Below are 19,145 nucleotides of genomic sequence, written 5' to 3'. Positions count from 1 at the left end.
TCGGTTTTTCAACAAATCTTAAATGCTAGAAGGTTTCAGCCTGTCATAGCAAAAACGCAAAGAACGCAGCGGTAGTAAGAAGAGAAAATAATTCATATTTTCTCAAAATGAAAATTTGAACAAAATCAAGCTAACCGTAAAAACTCAGAGACAGTGACATTGGACAGGCAAGGAATGAGGAGATACTCTAATCTATAACACAGCATGGCTAATGGAACTGATAGAAAAATTGAGCAATATAGAGCAGCGTCTTGAAAGTTTACCTGAAAGTATAGAAAAAGTGGATTTGCTTAACGACTATGCATGGGAAGTCAAAGATATCAACCCACAACGCAGTATTGACCTTAGCAACGCCGCACATGCTATGGCAAAAAAACTGGGCTATGAAAAAGGCGCTGTGCGTAGCCTGTATTATCATGCTGTGTGCAAGTATTTGATCTCCGATTATGAAGATGCCCTCAGAGAATTACTTTACGTGCTCTCTGCCTACCAAAATCTTGACGATAAAATCTCTCAAGGGCATGTGCTGAACTGGATTGGCAACGTGCACTACCGCTTGGGAGATTATCCGAACGCCATTAACTACTACCTCAGAAGCCTTAAACTCAAAGAAGAGACAGGCGATAAATTAGGTGAAGCTTACTCATACAATGATTTAGGGCGTGTGCAAGCGCGGCTTAATGATGCCCCGAAAGCATTTGCATATTTGTTTAAGAGTCTTGCACTCAAAGAAGAACTGGGAAATTTGCAAGGCCAGGCTTATACGCTCAATGAACTTGGAGAGACGTATGAGCGCATTGGCGATATGCAGCGTGCGTTAGACTACTATCAAAAAGCGCTGGAGATGCGCCGCCGGGTTGGAGATAAGCGCGGAGAAGGCGTAACGCTGGCTAACATAGGCGCGCTCTACCAGAAGCAAAATAATCTTGTGGAAGCCGAAAAGTTTTATTTTCAAAGCCTCGAGATTTCAAAAGAAGTGCAACATAAGCACGGCGTGGTGATTGCACTCACACGTTTAGGCACGCTATTCATAGAAAAAAATAACATAGCACAGGCGCTCCAGCATCTTTCAACGGCGTTGTCGGTTGCCGAAGAAAGAAAATTAAAGGAATGTGTCTACAAAGTCCATGAAGCTATGGCGCAAGCCTATGAACGCATCCAAGATTTTGAAAAAGCCCTGTTCCACTTCAAAAAATTTCATAGTCTCAAAGAAGAAGTACTCAGCCGTGAAATGGCACAAAAACTTCGCAGCATCTCCATTCAATACGATGCGGAAAAAGCACAGCGTGAGATGGAAATCTATCGGTTAAAAAATATCGAACTTGTCAAGGCAAATCAGGAATTGCAAAAGTTGATGGAATCTTTGCGTGAAGCAAATGCCCAGAAGACAGCACTGCTGCTGCAAGTTCAAGAGCAGGCAAAAGTTTTAGAACGCCAAGCGCGTGAAGATGGCTTAACCAAATTGCTTAACCGAAGATATCTGGATATTGAACTCAGTCAAGAACTCGAGCGTTCACGGCGCTATGAGCGAACACTCAGCGTTGCTATGTTGGATATTGATTTCTTCAAGCAAGTCAACGACCGTTTCTCGCATCAAGTCGGTGATGAGGTGCTGCGGGAACTGGCAAAAATTTTTCGCTCGGAATCGCGCAGCAATGATATCATTGCACGATATGGCGGTGAAGAATTTGTAATCGTAATGCCGGAAACCCCTCTGTCCAAAGCTGTGGCTGCTTGCGAGAAAATTCGCCTAAGTGTGCAAAATTATGACTGGCAAAAAATGCATCCCGATCTGGCTATCACAATTAGCATCGGCGTCGTTGAAGCTAAAGGTTATCACGACCTTGATGCGGTGCTGCACGCTGCAGATGAAAAACTCTACGAGGCAAAACGCACAGGGCGCAACAAAGTGTGTTTCTAGAATCGCAAAATGTGCAGTTAGGGCAAAGCAATTTATAGACGAGGAGACCTGCTGCAGTGAAGCCTGCAGAACAAAGTTGCAATATGCTTACAGAGAAAACTGGCTACGAAGCCGATATCGAATCAAGATGGCGGTAAGATTCAATGTGAAGGTAAGAACAAGCAAGACCAGTGTAGTGCTGTACTGAAGGGGCAAAGTGAGTTCGACATTAACCGACTGTGTAGCAAGCACATAGAGATGATAGCCTAAATGCATAAACTGGTCATCGAGCGAATTGGGGAGTTTGGGTAGAAAAAATGCTGCGCCGGTAAAAAGCAAGGGCGCAACTTCACCAGCGCCGCGGCTAACGGCAAGAATGGCGCCGGTCAGAATACCACTGACGGCATTAGGCAAAACCGTGTGCCAGATCGTTTGCCACTTGGTGGCGCCAAGTGCATGTGAGGCTTCGCGGTATTCACGCGGCACATTGCGCAAGGCTTCCTCGACGGAGACAATCGTAACTGGCAGTGTAAGCAAAGCAAGGGTTGCAGCAGCCCAAATCAAGGCAGGTTTGCCCCAAATGACCTCATCTTCTAGCGCAAACGCAGCATCTAATCCTGCACCAATAAACTGCACGAAAAATCCTAACCCAAACAAGCCAAACACGATAGAAGGCACACTGGCTAAATTGCTAACGGCAAAGCGTACAGCACGCGCAAACCGACTTTGTGCCGTCGTGTATTCAGAAAGATAAATAGCCGTGATGATGCCGAATGGAAGACCAACAATAGACATCAAAATCACCAGTACGACGGTACCATAAATGGCAGGGAAAATTCCTCCTTCTGTCATACCTTCACGCGGCGGCTGCGTCAGAAACTCCCAACTCAGTTTGGCTAATCCGCCACGTAAGATGTCAAACAGAATAATGGCAACAATGAGAAAAATCAGTATTACAGCAAATGCAGTAGCACCTGTATAAAAACCGCCTAAAATTTGTTTGTTCATCGTCGAGAAGTTTGGCTACATCTTTGATTGCCTTAGAAAAACAATGGACATGGATGTACTAGCTACCCCTAAATTTTTTCATCAATCTTTCTTTGATATAAAACTCTGCGATGCTATTGAGAATCAATGCAAAAAGAAAAAGAGCGGTACCGATAAGAAAAAGGACGTTGTAATGCGGGTCACCGAAGACAACTTCTGCCATTTCTGCACCGATAGTGGCTGTGAGTGTGCGCGCAGAGTCGATGAGCGACCAAGAAGAAATTGCGGCATTGCCGCTTGCCATAAGCACGATGAGGGTTTCTCCGATTGTGCGACCAAAGCCCAAGATTGTTGCAGCAAAAATACCCGGATAAGCAGTTGGAAAAGTGATGTAAAAAGCTGTTTCCCACTTCGTGGCCCCAAGCCCGTAACTGGCTTCTTGAATAGATTTAGGCACTGCTGAGAGGGCATCTTCCGAAATCGTAAAAATAATAGGAATTGCAGTCAGAGACATGGCAACACCAGCCACCAAGGCGTTCAAGCGAGACTCTGCACCCGTAAGGCTTTGCAAAAATCCTGCTAACACAAAGAGCGCAAAAAAACCTATCACTACCGAAGGAAACCCTGCAAGCAATTCTACGACAGGCTTGATAAGTTCTTTGAACCAAATCGGTGAAAAGCAAGACGTGTAAATCGCCGCCAGCACACCAATAGGCACGGCAATAACCATAGCAATCAATGTGGTTTTGAGTGTGCCAATCAGCAACGGAATAATACCATACTTAGGGCTATCCGAGATAGGTTGCCAGTTCGTACTAAAAAGTGTCGGGAGAACCTCATGGCGTGTCTCGGCATCAAAAAATACATCTTTGGCTTCCTTGAAGGTGAAAATGAAAATCAAAAAAATCATTGAAAGCGCAATGGTTGCAACGACAAGGATGATAGCACGCATTAGGAAATCAATACGCTCAGCACGAGCAGATGTGGTAGATTGAAGTTGCATTATAGGCATCAGTGAGTAAGAGAAGTGGTTGGCTTTGTATGTGTCTTTGAAGTTTTTATAGGAAAATAACCTTGTGCCGTAACAATCTCTTGTGCTTCGTCGCTCAGTACCCACTCAATGAAGCGTGCAAGTGCATTACTTGGCTCTTTGGCAAGATAAAAATACAAGTCGCGTGAAATCGGATATTCCCCGCTGGTAACGGTGGCTTCATTGGCTTCTACGGCTTCCGAACTATCGGTGCGACTGACTGGTACAAGTCGAATGCCTTGTGAGTACGCATTGCCGCCGTACCCGATAGCGTACTTATCTTTGCTGACAGCATTAACAATAGCAGCGGTACCGGGCAGAGTTTGAACATAGTCAACGAAGTCTTCACCTTCGAGCACTGCCTTCTTGAAAAATTCATAGGTGCCCGAACTGTTCTCTCGTCCATAGACAATCATGCGTTTATCTTCCCAGCCGAGTTCTTTCCAGTTCTGAATTTTGCCTGTGTAAATTTTTCGAATTTGAGAAATAGAAAGCTTGGCGACTGGGTTGCTTTCGTGCACATAGATCACAATACCATCTTTTGCGACGGGAATTTCAATGACATCTCGTCCAAATTTTTCGCGGATTTTCTTGTGCTCACTTGCTTTCATCGGTCGTGATGATTGACAAATATCGGCAGTGCGGTTAATCAGCGCAGCAATGCCTGTGCCACTGCCGCCACCATTGACCTGAACCGTTTCCTCTGGGAACTTATTCATATAAACTTCTGCCCACTTTTGCCCTAGGGCAACCATCGTGTCAGAGCCGCGCACTGTAATGACTTGCTCACGACTAGTGCAGCTGTAGAGAAAAAAAAGAAGACTAAGTAGAAAAAGCGGCGACTTCATAAGGTTTTGCATCGCTAAGAAAGTGCGTAAACTTAGCGCACCTACAGCAAAAATAAATCGTCTTAACAAAAATTTAACGCTGTACGCTAGCGTGGGAAAGGCAAAGGATTCCAAAAATCAACGAAGATATCGACACTATCAGTCAGTGCATTTGGACGCACAATGAGCGGTCGCCCACGAGGATTTTCACGGCTACCGCCATAAACCCCGACTGGACGCCAATCGTTAGGATTGAGTGCAAAGCCACGAAAAAGTTGTGCAACAGCAACATACTCGTAAGTGCCAGCGGCAATCTCGCGTTCATAGCGCAAGTGTGGCACATAAAACGGTCGCAGAAAAATCGTGTCGGCAAGCGTATTCAGATCAAGAAACGTCTCTACGCTTGGCGCTGTGCGATAGACAACCAGCAAAAGTTCGCGCAAGCTATCAGGGCGAGTGCTATCGGGCACGGGTGGTGGAAAATTTCTGAATGTAATTGTACCGCGAAAACGTCCGCGCGCATTCGGATCCGTGCTGCGGTATTCAGGCTCAAGCCCTTGGCTGCACGAAGAAAAATTCAGCGTGAGCACAACGCTTATGCTGAGCACAAAAAGCCATCGATGCATTATTCAATCGCATTTGAGAGCGGCGTAATTTTCATAGAAATATCCATTGCAGAAACGCTGTGTGTGAGCGCCCCGGCAGAAATAAAATCTACACCAGTTTCGGCAATCTCGCAGAGTGTGTCTTTGCTAACGCCACCAGAAGCTTCAAGCAAAACCTTTGAGGACTTGGCACGCACAAAAGTTACCGCTTGCCTCAAGGCTTCAAGTGAAAAGTTATCGAGCAAAAGCATGTCAGGAGAAAAGCGTAGGGCTTCCTGCACTTCCTGTTGCGAGCGCACTTCAACTTCAATTTTGACCTCCAAACCTTTGCGCATGCGATATTCCTTTGCGCGACGAATCGCCTCCGAAACACTGCCCGCTGCATCAATATGATTATCTTTAATCAAAATCATATCATAGAGTCCAAAGCGATGATTGACCCCGCCGCCGATTTTCACCGCTTCTTTGTCGAAGTAGCGCAGTGCTGGCGCCGTCTTGCGTGTGTCTAAAAGTTTGGCTTTTGTGTGTGCGATAAGTTTTACCCATTCTGCTGTTTTGGTAGCAATGCCAGACATACGCTGCATAAAGTTGAGCACCGTGCGCTCGCAAAGCAACAGTGTTTGCGTGCTGCCAATAACTTCCGCAATGATATCACCTGACTTGACAGGCTCACCATCACGCTTGTGCACATGGACGGACATTTTGTTTTTGGACATTGAAAAAATGCGCTCCATAACACGCACGCCGGCAATCACGCCATCGGACTTAGCACGAATCACGCCCTTGCTGCGGTGTGTCTTGGGAATGATAGCTTCAGTCGTAATATCGCCTTCGTAGAGGTCTTCCAGCATAGCTAGCTCAATTGCTTCTGTTTCGCAGTGTGCATGAAACTCAGCGAAGGAAGAAGTTGGCGTACGGCGCTTCATTGGCAGGCAAACAAGCAAGGCTTACAAATCAAACGAGCGCAGATTCTTGAAATGTCCGTTGGAGCGCACACGACGCTTGATTTCTTCAGTACGCTCAATATCGGGAATGATTTTCTCAAAGTGTTCAATGAGCAATTCAAGGCGCTTGTTTTCATTTGTCATCTCAAGCACCTTTTGCTTTTGCAACACATCAAATCCAGCTGAATGCGCTACACGAAACGAGACGCGCTCATTAAAATCGTAATCCTCGACAGTGGTCTCGCCTTGCAAGAGTTCGATGAATTTAAGGTGCAGCGTGATCACGCGCTGGCGCAAAGACGGTTCGGCTGGCTCACCATCATCGTCGAAAAACTCTACAGAGGCGCGCATATAAGGCTTATCCTTATAGATCTCAAGCATCTTGTAGCGCATCACGCCAACCGTGATAATATCCAAGCGACCATCGGGATATTCGTTAACGATTTCCTCGAGTTCTACAGCACAGCCAATCGGATAGAGTTTGTTGTTGTAAGCCAGCGAGACTCCAAAAGGCTTATTTTCACTGCGGCAGTAAGCAATCATCGCTTTATAGCGTTCCTCAAAAATGTGAAGCGGTAGAGTCTCTTCGGGACAAACAACAAGCGGTAATGGAAATATCGGTATAATACTTTTCTCAGCCATTTTCGTCTTCATCAATCGTTGAAAAAGAATTACAAAACTAACCAAGAACGCTTGTAATGTCAAACGCTATTGGTGTGCGGTATCCAGCACGAAGCACAAGATGATGGGTTGAATAGCAATAGTGCACTGCAGAAAGAATTCACAACGAATGTTGCAAGGTACGCTCAAAACGACCACGCTGTCAAGCGCAGTATCTGGTCATGTTAGCATACCAAAAAATGCACTTCAGTTTTGGAAAGAAAGACCTCAACCAAGTTTTCCAGACCCGCTTTGTCTTCTTGGTCAAAGCGTGCCAGCGTTGGGCTATCCAAATCCAAGACTCCGATAAGTTGACCTCCTTTTATCATGGGCACAACAATTTCAGAGTTCGAGGCTTGGTCGCAAGCAATATGACCTGGAAATTCATGCACATTAGCGACGATGATGGTCTTACGTCGTTCCGCAGCTGTACCACAAACGCCTTTGCCCACAGCAATGCGCGTGCAAGCAGGCTTACCTTGAAACGGTCCTAAGACAAGCTCGCCTTGCTTGTAGAGATACAAGCCTACCCAATTAAGGTCGGGCATCGTATGAAAGAGAAGTGAAGAGAAGTTGGCAGCGTTGGCGATAAAATCCTCCTCATCGCCTAAAAGTGCGTAAAGCTGACCCGTGAGGGCTTTGTAAAACTCGGTTTTCGTCAGTGTTGACAGTTCAGTGAGCTCAAACATGTGTTACAAAGCAAAGTTTAGGTTTTGAGATGCTGCATCCAGAATGAGCAGCAAATAGTAAGCCAAAGTATGTGCTAAACGTTCGCATAGGGCTCGGTGAGAAGTTTGCGAATGTTGTTGGAAAATTCAAAGCGAGAGACAACACGCAAGCAGCCTAATGCAACAGCGTGCTGGCGCAGTGTGGTCTCTACATGTGGTAAAAAGGCAAGCGTCGCAACCTCAGGGAATTTCTCGCGAAAGAGCCGAAGCGCTTCTAAATCGCCCGAGCTTAAATCAAAGACGGCAAGCGCAGGCGGCTCATCAGCTGGGAGCATCTGCGGCGAAAAGACAAAGCGAAGCTCAGGCGCCGCACCTTGCATTGCAACACGAACCTGACTTTGAAAGACAAGATCGGTGATAAACAGGGCGATATAGTTTGACATAGACATCAAAATTGAGATGATTAATCTTCTCGGAAATTGACAATTCTCACCGGTAACTTATACGGCGCGTAGCCATTGCGAACAAAGATTTGCTGACCTTCGCGCAAGAGAAAAGAAGCAAAGCCCAGCGGCAGTTTTTCGCCCAGAGGATAGACGACATAGACAAAGTGCGCGAAAGGATACTTACCTTCATAGACATTGGCTTGATATGGCATGACAAATTCTGCATTTGCCGAATCTGCGGCAAGCGCCAGCACTTTGAATGCTGTGGTATCCATGTGTTTGGTATCAAGTGCAGGGCGTGCATGCGCTGTGCCTGTGTATGCCAAAAAATGTTTGGTGCGTGTCATCGCTGCACGCATCTGGGCAAACGAGGTGCATGGGTAAGCCGACTTTGAAAACTCAACCGATTTGAGCAGGGAATCTTGCAAAAGGTCGCGCATTCCATCGTTAGGCGTTGTAATGAAAAGTTGAATCGGTGCATCTTTGCCACCGAGCGCCGACCAGTTTGTGATTTTGCCAGAGAGCACATCGCGCAACTGCTCAAGGCGCAAAGCTCGAACAGGATTTTCAGGATGAACAAGAAAACATACCCCATCGACCCCACAGGGCTTTTTTTCGAGCTTCAAACCAACTTTTTCGATAGCTTCGAGTTCATCGGGCTTGAAGTTACGATTGATGATAATCAGCCGTGCCTTGCGCTCAAGCAACTGTTGTATAGCGACACGCGTCTCAAGAGCGGTACTGCTAAGCGATGCCGTCTTCCAGATGCGCATGAACTCTTGCTGCTGAGGTAGCAGTGCAGGGGCAAGTGATTCATCAACGACATACTCAAGTACGCCTTCGGTTGTAGACTCGCGCTTGTTGCCGTCAGAGCCAGAACAGCCTTGACACAAGAGATGAAAGAGCAATACGCCTAAACAAAAAAGCAACCAGCGCAGAACGTATGGCGACATAAGGAAAATTCTTATTGCTTGACAACAATGATTTGAGTGAAAGGCACAAGCCCATTCTTGAAAAAGACTTCTTGACCTTCACCGGACGTGCCAAATTGCAGAAAGCCAGAAAATCCTGCAGGTAACTGACCTTGTGTGCGCTGAAAGTAGTATATCCTGTAACTCAACGGATATTGACCGTTAGCAACATAGCCTTGCAAAGGTAAGGCGGTTGGCGACTCAAATTCTGCGCCTTTAATTGCCATCACCTTAAACCGTGTCGTGTCTTTTAAGTCAACCACAAACTTTTCGCCCTCTTGCTTGACGCCAATAACATCTTTGATATCGAGCATTGTCAGATAGCCGAGTGCGCCGGGCGTGCGTCTTACAGCCTCAATCATGTCCTCTTTGGACGTGCATACGACAACACTGTCTGAGAATTTTCCTGCCAAAACACTATCACGCAAATAGTCAGCACGTCCATCATTACTGATGAAAACACTCACGGGCGTAGGTTTGCGACTTTTATCAACTTCCGACCAATCCTTTGCTGTGCCGCTGAGTAAGAATTTGAGCTGCTGCAAGCCAAGCTCTGTAGTCGGATTTTGAGGATTGACAATAAAACAAAAAGCATCTAGTGCAGAGATGCGACGCAGCACAGGAATTTTGTTAGCACGAAATAAACTGCCTTCCGCCGTCGAACTATCGCGAATTGTCAGCGCAAAACGTAGCCGACCATTTGCAAGCTCTGTCATGGCTTCATTGGTGGACATCGGCTCAAGCAAAATCTTTGCATTCGGACGCTTTTCATTAAAAGCCTTGGCAAGAATTTGCGCAATCGGCATCAAAGCAGGTTCTACACCGATGGTCATTTCCCCGACCTGAGTTGTTTCTTCAGGCTGATTGTATTCGTAAAGACCTTGAACCGCACGGCGATAGCTTTTATCCTCCGAGAGTTTGAGCAATTCTTCCTTTTCAGTGGCAGTTAAGTGATCTTTAACAAAGAGTGTTTGTGTAGCGGCATCATAGCGCAGTTTTTCTTTCAAGTTCTCAGGGATTTGCACGCCAGCAGGCAAAGCAGAAAGTTTTACGCCATACTCAGGTTTTGCGCATGCCGATACAGCAAATGCAAACAGCAGTAGCCAAAGAGCAGGTTTTTGTGCAATGATTTGGGTCATAGAAGAACGAGAGCCTCTCATACAGCAAAAGGTTTGGTTACGAAGTTTTTTAAGCGCAAAAGTGCTATACACGCTAAACGTAAGTCGGATTGGCAAAACAAAAAAACGGCAAATTAAAAAGGCGGGAATAACCCGCCATCAAATGTCAGTGAGTGCTCTACCATGTGGTAAATATGGCGCCATTTGGCTTATTTACCATTTTGGAAGGCGGCAATTTCGCCCGGCTTGCGCAACATTTTGTTTACCTCCATAATGTGCAACTCTTCATCGTGAATCATCTGACGCGCATACTCTTCAAGTACGACCGATTTGCCTTCTACTAACGCAAGCAGTTCACGATAAGCAGAAAGACCAGCCATTTCGTGCTCCAACGACTCGCGTAAAATATCGCCAATGTCATGGTTTTCTGTCTCCAAAAGTGGTCCAATTGCAAGCGAAGGATGCTCACCCAAACCCGTGATGAGCTCACCGGCTTGTTGTGCGTGTGCCAATGATTCATTGGCTTGATCGCGCAGCCATGAGACAATCGGAATGCGGTTGTAACCGTAGATCATTAGCGAGTAATGCGTATAGCGCACTACACCAGCAAGTTCGGTTTCCAAAATTTTGTTGAGCACTGCCGCAACAGCTTTCTTATCAATTTTTTCTTCAAGAACGGTGATAGACGACATAGGACTGTTGTTGGTTAAAGCGTTAGAGAAAATTATTTTGAGAAAATCTGAAAGAAACTAACAATGCTGCTGATTTTTCTTGCGCTTTTGCTATTCAGCGAATTTAGACCGAATCTACTCGTCGATACATTGCAAGAAAAGCGAACACGGCATATTCTCATCAAAAAAAGTGAGTTTAGGCTCTACCTCTACAATGGCAGGACACTTGAAGCCTCGTACCCAATTGCCGTCGGAAAAAACGCAGGCGATAAGCAAGCCGTTGGCGATATGCGCACACCAGAAGGTAAATTCTATATCTCGCAAATTCAAGATGCGCGCAATTGGACACATGATTTCAAAGATGGTAAAGGTGAAATTGCTGGTGCCTATGGACCGTGGTTTCTAAGATTGCATACAAGTAAAGAGCGCACAAAGTCGGGCAAGGAATGGAAAGGCATCGGTATTCACGGTACGCATGACGAGAGTTCTATTGGCACATGTGCAACTGAAGGCTGCATTCGGATGAAAAACAAAGATCTGGAAGAACTGAAAACGTTAGTAAGCATCCATACACCTGTCGAAATCGTAGAATGATATTTTCGCAGGTTTGTGTCGACAATTAACTCTTAAATAATCACGACAAATGAAAGCCATCATTCTTTATGACGCCCTCACCACAGGCGGCTCAACTGACCGTATTATTGACACCATCGGACAAACACTCGTCGAGCGCGGGTTTTATGTGGAAAAAGCAAAAACACCACCTCGTGCCGATTACAGCTTCCTCGAGGAGTTCGATGTGGTGATTCTTGGCACACCAATTTACAACCTTGCCATGTCTCCTAATTTTATTGGCGCACTCAATCAGAGCAATTTGCTCGAAAAAGCAAGAACAAACTCGTGGCGTTCTTTATGGTCTTTGGTGGACCAGAAGTAACAGCGCAGTTTCTCTATCGACCGCAACTAAGTTTGCGCTTGCTCAATCACAAGGTTATTGCTGAAAAACTCTTCGGGCTAGTTGAAAAAAATAACCCGCAAGCACCTGTAGAGTTCGCTGATGAAATCTACCGCAAAGCCACGGCATTGCTGGAAAAAAGTTCAGCTTAAACATTAAGCTCTACTCTGTCAGGCTCTTAAGGTGGCAAGCGCATGCTACTTTGCGCTTTTCCACTCTTCATACCATGCCATTTGAATGGCTTCTAATTTGCCTTCATTGGAGGCTTTCGGATCGTCGACAAAATCAGGTAACTCGGTGACATAGCGATGCAAGTCAGTAAAACGTACCGTGAGCGGATCAATATCAGGATATTTTTCTTGAAGCAAAATGCCAATGTCTTCAGCGTCATTCCAAGTCAGTTTCATAACGATAAAAGTTTGAGTTAATTGTAATGTGTTGCTGCAAAGTTAGCGCGTGCGAAAGATTTTTTATACAACGACATGTTTGAGGAGTACAAAATTTCTCCTGCAAAACGAACACTGTGCTTCAGAGCAGTTGATAAAGTTTTATCTTTACGCAGGTTGTAACAGCAGAAAAAGCAGACAGACATCAATGATAAACAACACAACTTGTCGCTTCTCCCTCGTGTTATGTCTGATACTTTTCTTCGCAGTTCCTCTGCGTGCGCAAGAGACGGCGCAGGTTTTTCGTGGAGCATTGATTTACCCAATTGTCGGTGAGCCGATTGAAAATGGGGTGTTAGTGGTGCAAGGTGGGAAAATTGTGGCGGTCGGCAAATCCGGTGAAGTGCCAGTGCCATCGGGTGCTGTGGAACACAATGTTGAGGGCAAAGTGATTATGCCCGGCTTAGTCGATACACATTCGCACATTGGGCGTGGTGATGGCGGCGATGCCTCGAGCACCTTGCATCCCAGTGTGCGCATTTTAGACGCGATTGACCCAAGAGCAACAAACTTCAAAAAAGCCTTGGTCGGGGGCATTACAACCGTCAACATCATGCCGGGCTCTGGACACTTGATGAGCGGACAGACTGTCTATCTCAAACTGCGCAAAGACGCAAACTCGATCGAAGACATGCTCTTCGTCAAAGATGCAACGAATGAGATTGCAGGTGGACTCAAAATGGCAAATGGCACTAATCCACTACGTCCAGCGCCCTTTACAGGCACACGTGGCAAGTCGGCATCCGTCGTGCGCATCATCTATCTCAAAGCCCAAGATTATCGTGAGAAAATCAAAGCGGCTGGAAATGACAAAGAAAAATTGCCGAAGCGCGACCTTGATATGGAGTGTCTGCTGCAAGTGCTGGAGGGCAAGCGCATCGTGCATCATCACACGCACCGGCATGATGATATTCTTACAGTGTTGCGTCTTGCCAAAGAATTTGGTTTTCGTGTGGTCTTGCATCATGTCAGCGAAGCCTGGAAAGTCGCCAAAGAAATTGCCGCTGCAAAAGCCCCTTGCTCAATCATTGTGCTGGATTCCCCAGGCGGAAAGTTAGAGGCGGTCGATATTCGCTTTGAAAATGGTCGTGTGTTGGAAGAAGCCGGTGTAGATGTCGCGTTTCATACCGATGATAGCATTACCGATTCACGACTCTTTTTGCGTTCAGCAGGTTTAGCCGTGCGCGCAGGTATGTCACGCAAAAAAGCCTTAGAAGCCTTGACCCTTGCAGGCGCACGCATGCTGGATTTGCAAGATCGCATTGGCTCACTTGAAAAAGGTAAGGATGCTGATTTTATCATTCTCTCTGGTGACCCCTTCAGTGTCTATACACACGTGCTGCAGACTTGGGTGGAAGGACAAAAAGTCTACGACCGCTCAAATCCTGACGACTACAAGTATGCCGTCGGTGGGCATAGCGTCTATCGCGGTGCAGATGCCTTGGACGATAACGGTCAATCGGAAATGGGAGGAGAAAGATGAAAACAAGGATTTTCACTCTCGGACTTTGGCTGGCACTGCTTGCAGAAGCCACAGCGCAGATTGCCGTGCAAGGCGAAGCTGTCTACACTATGGCAGGAGCGCCGCTGAAAAATGGTGTGGTGCTCATTAAAAATGGCAAAATCGAAGCTGTGGGCGTCAATCTCCCGATTCCAAGTGGCTATCGCATGCTCAGAGCCAAAGTGGTTACGCCCGGACTCATTGACGCACATTCGGTCGTCGGTCTGGCAGGTATTTTGAACTACAATCACGACCAAGACCAACTCGAACTCTCTGAAGCCATTCAGCCAGAGCTGCGTGCTGAGGATGCTTACAACGCTGAAGAGCGGCTTGTGAAGTGGCTGCGCGACTTTGGCGTAACAACCGTGCATACAGGACATGGACCGGGTGCACTCTCAAGTGGACAGACCATGATTGTTAAAACGGATGCGAACACGGTATCCGAAGCTATTGTGCAAACGCCTGCTATGGTTGCCTTTACACTCGGCTCATCGGTTAGTCAGAATTACAAAAAGCCGGGTACGCGAGCTAAAGGTGTAGCCATGTTGCGTGAAGAATTTCTCAAAGCACAGGATTATGCCAAGCGCATGCAAGCCAAAGACCCAAGCAAACGACCTGCGCGCGATTTGCGCCTTGAAGTTCTAAACGATGTGCTATCGGGCAAGCTGCCGGCGCTCTTTACGGCGCATCGAGCGACGGACATTCTTGCAGCACTGCGCTTGCAAAAAGAGTTTGGCTTCAAACTTGTGCTCGATGGTGCTGCAGAAGCCTACCTTGTCATTGATGACATCAAAAAAGCAGGTGTACCAGTGATTGTGCATCCACCCATGATGCGCAATGTCGGCGATGGTGAAAACGCCTCATTTGAGACAGCCGCAAAATTGCGCAAAGCTGGAATTAAAGTTGCGCTGCAGTCCGGCTATGAAGCCTATGTTCCAAAGACGCGTGTCGTGCTCTTCGAAGCAGCAGTAGCTGCCGCAAATGGACTAAGTTTTGAAGAGGCTTTGCGTACAATCACAATTGATGCCGCAGAAATTTTAGGGATTGCAAAGCGCGTGGGCTCACTTGAAAAAGGCAAGGATGCTGACCTTGTGCTCTACGACGGCGATCCATTTGAATATACCTCGCATGTGTGCACGGTGATAATCAATGGCAAAATCGTCAAAGAACAGTGCAATTGAGCCTTCACAAACTGCAGAATACGAACGAAGCAAGTGCGACATAAGTCAAGAAAGCGCATCTATGTCGCCTACACAGGTGGCACAATTGGCATGAAACAAACGCAGAAGGGCTATGCACCTGAAAAAGGTTTCTTAGAAGAGCAACTTCGAGCGCTCTCGCTGTTTGCACGACCAGAACTGCCTGAAGTAACAATCCATGAATATGAGCCGCTCTTAGATTCAGCTAATATGACACCGCACCAGTGGGTAGCAATTGCACGAGATATTGAGGCGCATTACGACGATTATGATGGATTCATTATTCTGCATGGTACAGACACGATGGCTTACACAGCATCTGCACTCTCCTTTATGCTCGAAAACCTCAGCAAAAGCGTCATTTTGACAGGAGCACAATTACCACTTATGGAGCTGCGTTCTGATGGACGCGAAAATCTTATCGGTGCGTTGTTCCTTGCAGCAAACTTTCAGATTCCAGAAGTAGGTTTGTATTTCAATGGTAAGCTCTTGCGAGGTAATCGCGCAGTGAAGGTAAGCGCCAGCGGGTTTAGTGCGTTTGAATCACCAAACTACCCACCGCTGGCAACTGCTGGTGTTAGCATTAGGCTCAACTGGAAAAACATTTTGCCTAAGCCAAAAAATAAGTTCAAAGTTAAGTCGTTAGAGCAGGTGCGCATTGGCGTGATGACACTCTTTCCGGGTATCTCGCCAGAAGTGGTGCAAAACTTCTTGCGTGCTCCGATTGAGGGGCTCGTGCTAAAAACCTTTGGCGTGGGCAATGCTCCAGACAATCCAGATTTGATTGAAGTCTTTCGGGAAGCCACACAACGTGGCGTCTATATCGTCAATGTCTCGCAGTGTCTTGAGGGGCGAGTCGACATGCAAAGTTATGTTGGAGGCTATCGGCTCAAAGAGGCAGGAGTGCTCTCTGGATACGATATGACGACAGAAGCAACGCTGGCAAAACTTTTTTATCTTTTGGGCAATTCATCGCTGACCTTACAGCGCATCAGGCGCCAAATTGAGCAAAACTTGCGTGGCGAGCTCACAAGATAGGAAGCGAAGAGTAAGAAAGTAACGAGAGAGAAGACACACAAGCGCAAACAAAAGTAACTGCCGTGGAACACAATCATTCTATCTACCTCGAACGGTTAGAACTTGGTAAGTCAGCGCAGCAGAGCTTGGCACTGGCTAGCCTCATTACGACGGCAATTTTCCTGGTGGAGTTAATTGGCGGGCTCATCAGCGGCAGTCTGGCGTTGCTTGCTGATGCAGGACATATGGCAACCGATGTGATGGCGTTGGGCTTGGGGTGGGTAGCAGTCTGGTTTGCAAAAAAACCAGCAACTGCAGAGCGTACTTACGGGTACTATCGTGTAGAAATTTTAGCGGCTCTGGCAAATGGGGTTGTACTGTGTGCGCTGTCGCTGCTCATCTGTTATGAAGCACTTATGCGGCTAAATGAACCCAAACACATCTACATTGAGGAAATGTTCGGATTTGGTACAATAGGGCTGCTAGCAAATGTGGTGTCTGCCTTGCTGCTGCACAAAACAAGTAAAACGAGTGTTAATGTGCGAGCCGCATATCTGCACGTGATTGGCGATTTACTGGGTTCCGTTGGGGTCGTAATCGGCGCCAGCATTATTTACTTTACAAACTGGCTCTTTGTAGACTCTCTTATCAGCATGGCAATTGCGGCGCTCATTGTAAGAAGCTCGTGGGGTGTGATCACAGAAGCCGTGGATGTGCTGCTGGAATCTGTGCCAAAGGATTTGAACATTCAGGAGCTTGAGCAAGCACTGCGCCAAATGACGCATGTATGTGATTTGCATGATTTGCACGTCTGGGCAATTACATCAGGGGTAAATGCGCTCAGTTGCCATGTCGTCGTCGATGAATATGACTGCAGCGAGCAACTGATTCTCTGCATCAACAGGATGCTCAAGGAGCGTTTTGGCATTGAGCATGTCACAATTCAGTTAGAAACCTACAAAGTCAAAGCAGAAATTAAGCACGCCTCACTAGCTGAAACTGCAGAGAAAAGAGAGCTCAGAACTTGTAATCACAATCACTGAACTCAATGAGACGAGCGTGCTGGGCACAGGCAGCCATCTAAGCAAAGCTGCAAAAGCAAGGCAATCACCTCGCCGAAAGTCAACAACGAAACCTTAAGTGAAGGTTACTTCCATCAGGTCCTTTTCTCTTTAGTCCGAACTGCCAGCGCATGCGCTCACAATATCTCACCTTGCTCTACAAAAAAATTTTACATCTGAAACTTTAAAGTCTGAAACTTTCGTTACCATCTTCGTAAATGACTTTCGGTCATTTATTGACTTGGCGTCAAAGCAGTGGGCAAAGCAACTATTTGGCAGTATAACAACATTCTATAAAACTAACATTTCTCAATGAGTATTCTCGAACGCAAAGAGCGTGAAAAAGCGGAGCGCCGTCAGGCGATTCTCAAGGCAGCCAAAGAAGTTTTTTTTAAGCATGGCTTTGAGCAAGCATCGATGGATATGGTGGCTGCCGAGTCCGAGCTTGCCAAAGGCACGCTGTACCTTTACTTCAAAAGCAAGGAAGAGCTGTATGTATCGCTGGCGGAAGAAGGCTTAGCTGCTATTGATGAGATGATTGATGATGCAATGCGCACTGCAAAGACGATTGAGGAAAAACTACTTGCACATACCGAAGCCTACTACAACTTTTCACAGAAACATCAAGACTACATGAGAATTTTTATGGCTATTCATGCAGGGGCACTGCATGGTAAAGTGGAGCCAGAGCGCTTAGCCCAACTGCAAAACGCAAAGTGGCGGCGCTTTAAGCAAGCCGAAGATTTAATCAAAGAAGGTATAGCGCAAGGCATTTTTCGCAAGGATATCAATCCGAGAGAAATCGTGTTGATGGTCTGGTCGTCCATTGCGGGCGCAATTATGATGTCGTCGGAGCGTTGCAATCATACAGCAATGTTTGATGGGGTAGATCGCAAAGTGTTCGTGATGAACATCGCGCGTGTGTTTCTGGAGTATATCAAAGCCAAGCAAGTAGAAAGCCCAAAACGGCTGTCATCGAGAGCGAGAGCCAAAAAAGTAGCCTTGCTAACATGACTTAGATATGCACGCAAAGAGTTTATGAATGAGTTTAACTATCAACGAAAATCAAACTAACGAGCAAGCAAAATGAAAATTCTGAGAAACACTGTAATTGTTCTTGCGGTGCTAGCTGGCATCATAGCAATCTTGCTAAACAACAAGGCCAAATCGGATGCAAAAGCCGCGAAAAGTCTGGAAACTGAAAAAGCCGTATCTGTCTCCACAATCAGCGTAAGTAAAACCAAACTGAGTGAGACGCTCTCGCTGATTGGAACAATTACGGCAAATAATGACGTGGCAATTGTCTCCGAGACTTCGGGACGGGTTGTGGCAGTTGGGGCAAAAGTTGGTGATTACAAGCCAGCTGGTGCTTTGATTGCACAAGTCGACGATGAACTCAAACTTGCCAATTTCAAATCTGCTGAAATAGCCTACGAGAAAGCCAAAAAGGACCTTGAGCGCTACGAAGCCCTGCTCAAGGAAGGCGGTATTTCTGATGCGCAAGTCGAGTCGGCGCGGCTCAATTTCAAATCTGCTGAAGCGCAATACATTGTGGCGCGTCGTCAGTTGCGCGATACACGTATCACGACACCAATCTCAGGAATTGTAACGGAACGCAAGGTCGATATCGGCGCTATGGTCAGCGCAGGCATGACGGTAGCAAATGTCGTTGATATTGCTAAGCTCAAAGTCAAAGTTAATGTGGCAGAGCAAGATGTCTTCAAGCTCAAGGTGGGCGATGAAGTTGAGGTAACCACCGATGTTTATCCTGGCATAAAATTCAAAGGTACGATTGCCACAATTAGCGCAAAAGGCGATGAAGCGCATACCTATCCTGTTGAAATTATGCTTAGCAACAGCAAAGAGCATCCGCTCAAAGCCGGAATGTTTGGGCGCGTGAATTTTACCTTGCTGGGTGAGCGTGAAGCACTAACGATTCCACGCGAAGCGCTGATTGGGAGCGTCAGGGCGCCAGAAGTATTCGTGGCAGAAAATGGTGTAGCAAAACTCAGAGCTATCACGGTTGGCAGGGAAGCAGGAAAAATGCTGGAAGTCATAGATGGCTTGAAAGAAGGTGAGCGTGTCATTGTGAGCGGTCAGAACAACTTGCGTGATGGCTACGCAATCAATATGATTAAC

22 protein-coding genes are annotated in these 19,145 nt (G+C 46.5%); 10 read left to right on the top strand and 12 right to left on the bottom strand.

The genetic code is table 11. From position 1 onward, the window contains the following. The first annotated feature begins 211 nt into the window (after positions 1 to 211). A complete protein-coding gene (locus CMR00_09490; GenBank protein ID PIO47601.1) occupies positions 212 to 1,921 on the top strand; it encodes a hypothetical protein in 1,710 nt (569 codons plus the stop codon). Between the two features lie 87 nt (positions 1,922 to 2,008). Here the strand turns inward: CMR00_09490 and pstA are convergent, their stop codons facing one another. The 11 genes from pstA to CMR00_09435 all read right to left on the bottom strand — a co-directional run bounded on the left by pstA (position 2,009) and on the right by CMR00_09435 (position 10,848). Further along, positions 2,009 to 2,908 (bottom strand): phosphate ABC transporter, permease protein PstA, encoded by a 900-nt coding sequence (gene pstA, locus CMR00_09485; GenBank protein ID PIO47600.1) that lies wholly within the window; start codon positions 2,906 to 2,908, stop codon positions 2,009 to 2,011. A gap of 58 nt (positions 2,909 to 2,966) precedes the next feature. Next, positions 2,967 to 3,899 (bottom strand): phosphate ABC transporter permease subunit PstC, encoded by a 933-nt coding sequence (gene pstC, locus CMR00_09480; protein PIO47599.1) that lies wholly within the window; start codon positions 3,897 to 3,899, stop codon positions 2,967 to 2,969. Then, positions 3,899 to 4,765, bottom strand: a complete 867-nt coding sequence (locus tag CMR00_09475; GenBank protein PIO47598.1) for a phosphate-binding protein — start codon at positions 4,763 to 4,765, stop codon at positions 3,899 to 3,901. Before CMR00_09475 ends, pstC begins: the two co-directional genes overlap by 1 nt. An 86-nt stretch (positions 4,766 to 4,851) precedes the next feature. Then, positions 4,852 to 5,370 (bottom strand): hypothetical protein, encoded by a 519-nt coding sequence (locus CMR00_09470; GenBank protein ID PIO47597.1) that lies wholly within the window; start codon positions 5,368 to 5,370, stop codon positions 4,852 to 4,854. Next, on the bottom strand, positions 5,370 to 6,275 hold the full coding sequence (gene nadC / locus CMR00_09465; GenBank protein ID PIO47615.1) for a nicotinate-nucleotide diphosphorylase (carboxylating): 906 nt from the start codon (positions 6,273 to 6,275) through the stop codon (positions 5,370 to 5,372). Before nadC ends, CMR00_09470 begins: the two co-directional genes overlap by 1 nt. A gap of 21 nt (positions 6,276 to 6,296) precedes the next feature. Beyond that, positions 6,297 to 6,947 (bottom strand): ATP-dependent protease, encoded by a 651-nt coding sequence (locus CMR00_09460; GenBank protein ID PIO47596.1) that lies wholly within the window; start codon positions 6,945 to 6,947, stop codon positions 6,297 to 6,299. A 191-nt stretch (positions 6,948 to 7,138) separates the two neighbouring features. Next, a complete protein-coding gene (locus tag CMR00_09455) occupies positions 7,139 to 7,642 on the bottom strand; it encodes a hypothetical protein (protein ID PIO47595.1) in 504 nt (167 codons plus the stop codon). Between the two features lie 74 nt (positions 7,643 to 7,716). Further along, a complete protein-coding gene (locus CMR00_09450; protein PIO47594.1) occupies positions 7,717 to 8,064 on the bottom strand; it encodes a hypothetical protein in 348 nt (115 codons plus the stop codon). Positions 8,065 to 8,084: 20 nt separating this feature from the next. After that, entirely contained in the window at positions 8,085 to 9,020 is a 936-nt protein-coding gene (locus tag CMR00_09445) for a hypothetical protein (GenBank protein PIO47593.1), read from the bottom strand. 11 nt (positions 9,021 to 9,031) lie between these two features. Continuing rightward, positions 9,032 to 10,198 (bottom strand): hypothetical protein, encoded by a 1,167-nt coding sequence (locus CMR00_09440; protein PIO47592.1) that lies wholly within the window; start codon positions 10,196 to 10,198, stop codon positions 9,032 to 9,034. Between the two features lie 167 nt (positions 10,199 to 10,365). Continuing rightward, positions 10,366 to 10,848 carry a bacterioferritin gene (locus CMR00_09435; GenBank protein PIO47591.1) on the bottom strand — a complete coding sequence of 161 codons (483 nt, stop codon included), beginning with the start codon at positions 10,846 to 10,848 and terminating at the stop codon, positions 10,366 to 10,368. Positions 10,849 to 10,911: 63 nt separating this feature from the next. Here CMR00_09435 and CMR00_09430 point away from each other — a divergent pair, with 63 nt between their 5' ends. The 3 genes from CMR00_09430 to CMR00_09420 are packed head-to-tail and all read left to right on the top strand — an operon-like array spanning position 10,912 to position 11,934. After that, positions 10,912 to 11,421 carry a hypothetical protein gene (locus CMR00_09430; protein ID PIO47590.1) on the top strand — a complete coding sequence of 170 codons (510 nt, stop codon included), beginning with the start codon at positions 10,912 to 10,914 and terminating at the stop codon, positions 11,419 to 11,421. A 49-nt stretch (positions 11,422 to 11,470) separates the two neighbouring features. Next, positions 11,471 to 11,764 (top strand): hypothetical protein, encoded by a 294-nt coding sequence (locus CMR00_09425; protein ID PIO47589.1) that lies wholly within the window; start codon positions 11,471 to 11,473, stop codon positions 11,762 to 11,764. Next, positions 11,740 to 11,934 carry a hypothetical protein gene (locus tag CMR00_09420; protein PIO47588.1) on the top strand — a complete coding sequence of 65 codons (195 nt, stop codon included), beginning with the start codon at positions 11,740 to 11,742 and terminating at the stop codon, positions 11,932 to 11,934. The genes CMR00_09425 and CMR00_09420 overlap by 25 nt, the downstream gene beginning before the upstream one ends. Positions 11,935 to 11,979: 45 nt before the next feature. On the opposite strand, the gene iscX is transcribed toward CMR00_09420, so the two are convergent. Further along, the gene (gene iscX, locus CMR00_09415) at positions 11,980 to 12,189 is read right to left on the bottom strand and encodes a Fe-S assembly protein IscX (GenBank protein PIO47587.1); all 210 of its coding nucleotides are present in this window, start codon (positions 12,187 to 12,189) and stop codon (positions 11,980 to 11,982) included. A gap of 187 nt (positions 12,190 to 12,376) precedes the next feature. Between iscX and CMR00_09410 the strand changes: the two genes are divergently transcribed. The 6 genes from CMR00_09410 to CMR00_09385 all read left to right on the top strand — a co-directional run. Continuing rightward, positions 12,377 to 13,711: an amidohydrolase gene (locus CMR00_09410; protein PIO47586.1), complete on the top strand. Its 1,335-nt coding sequence runs from the start codon at positions 12,377 to 12,379 to the stop codon at positions 13,709 to 13,711. Next, a complete protein-coding gene (locus CMR00_09405; protein PIO47585.1) occupies positions 13,708 to 14,910 on the top strand; it encodes an amidohydrolase in 1,203 nt (400 codons plus the stop codon). Before CMR00_09410 ends, CMR00_09405 begins: the two co-directional genes overlap by 4 nt. Before the next feature lie 90 nt (positions 14,911 to 15,000). Beyond that, positions 15,001 to 15,966 carry an L-asparaginase 1 gene (locus CMR00_09400; protein ID PIO47614.1) on the top strand — a complete coding sequence of 322 codons (966 nt, stop codon included), beginning with the start codon at positions 15,001 to 15,003 and terminating at the stop codon, positions 15,964 to 15,966. 62 nt (positions 15,967 to 16,028) lie between these two features. After that, positions 16,029 to 16,988 (top strand): cation transporter, encoded by a 960-nt coding sequence (locus CMR00_09395; protein PIO47584.1) that lies wholly within the window; start codon positions 16,029 to 16,031, stop codon positions 16,986 to 16,988. Positions 16,989 to 17,318: 330 nt separating this feature from the next. Beyond that, positions 17,319 to 18,020, top strand: a complete 702-nt coding sequence (locus CMR00_09390) for a hypothetical protein (protein PIO47583.1) — start codon at positions 17,319 to 17,321, stop codon at positions 18,018 to 18,020. A gap of 72 nt (positions 18,021 to 18,092) precedes the next feature. Continuing rightward, positions 18,093 to 19,145, top strand: a 1,053-nt coding sequence (locus CMR00_09385) for an efflux transporter periplasmic adaptor subunit (protein PIO47582.1), incomplete at its 3' end; no start/stop codon positions are given.

Origin of the sequence: [Chlorobium] sp. 445 (assembly GCA_002763895.1) — a bacterium.
GTDB lineage: Bacteria > Bacteroidota > Chlorobiia > Chlorobiales > Thermochlorobacteraceae > Thermochlorobacter.
The sequence above is the reverse complement of the archived record's forward strand: the minus strand, read 5'-3'. Positions and strand labels throughout refer to the sequence as shown.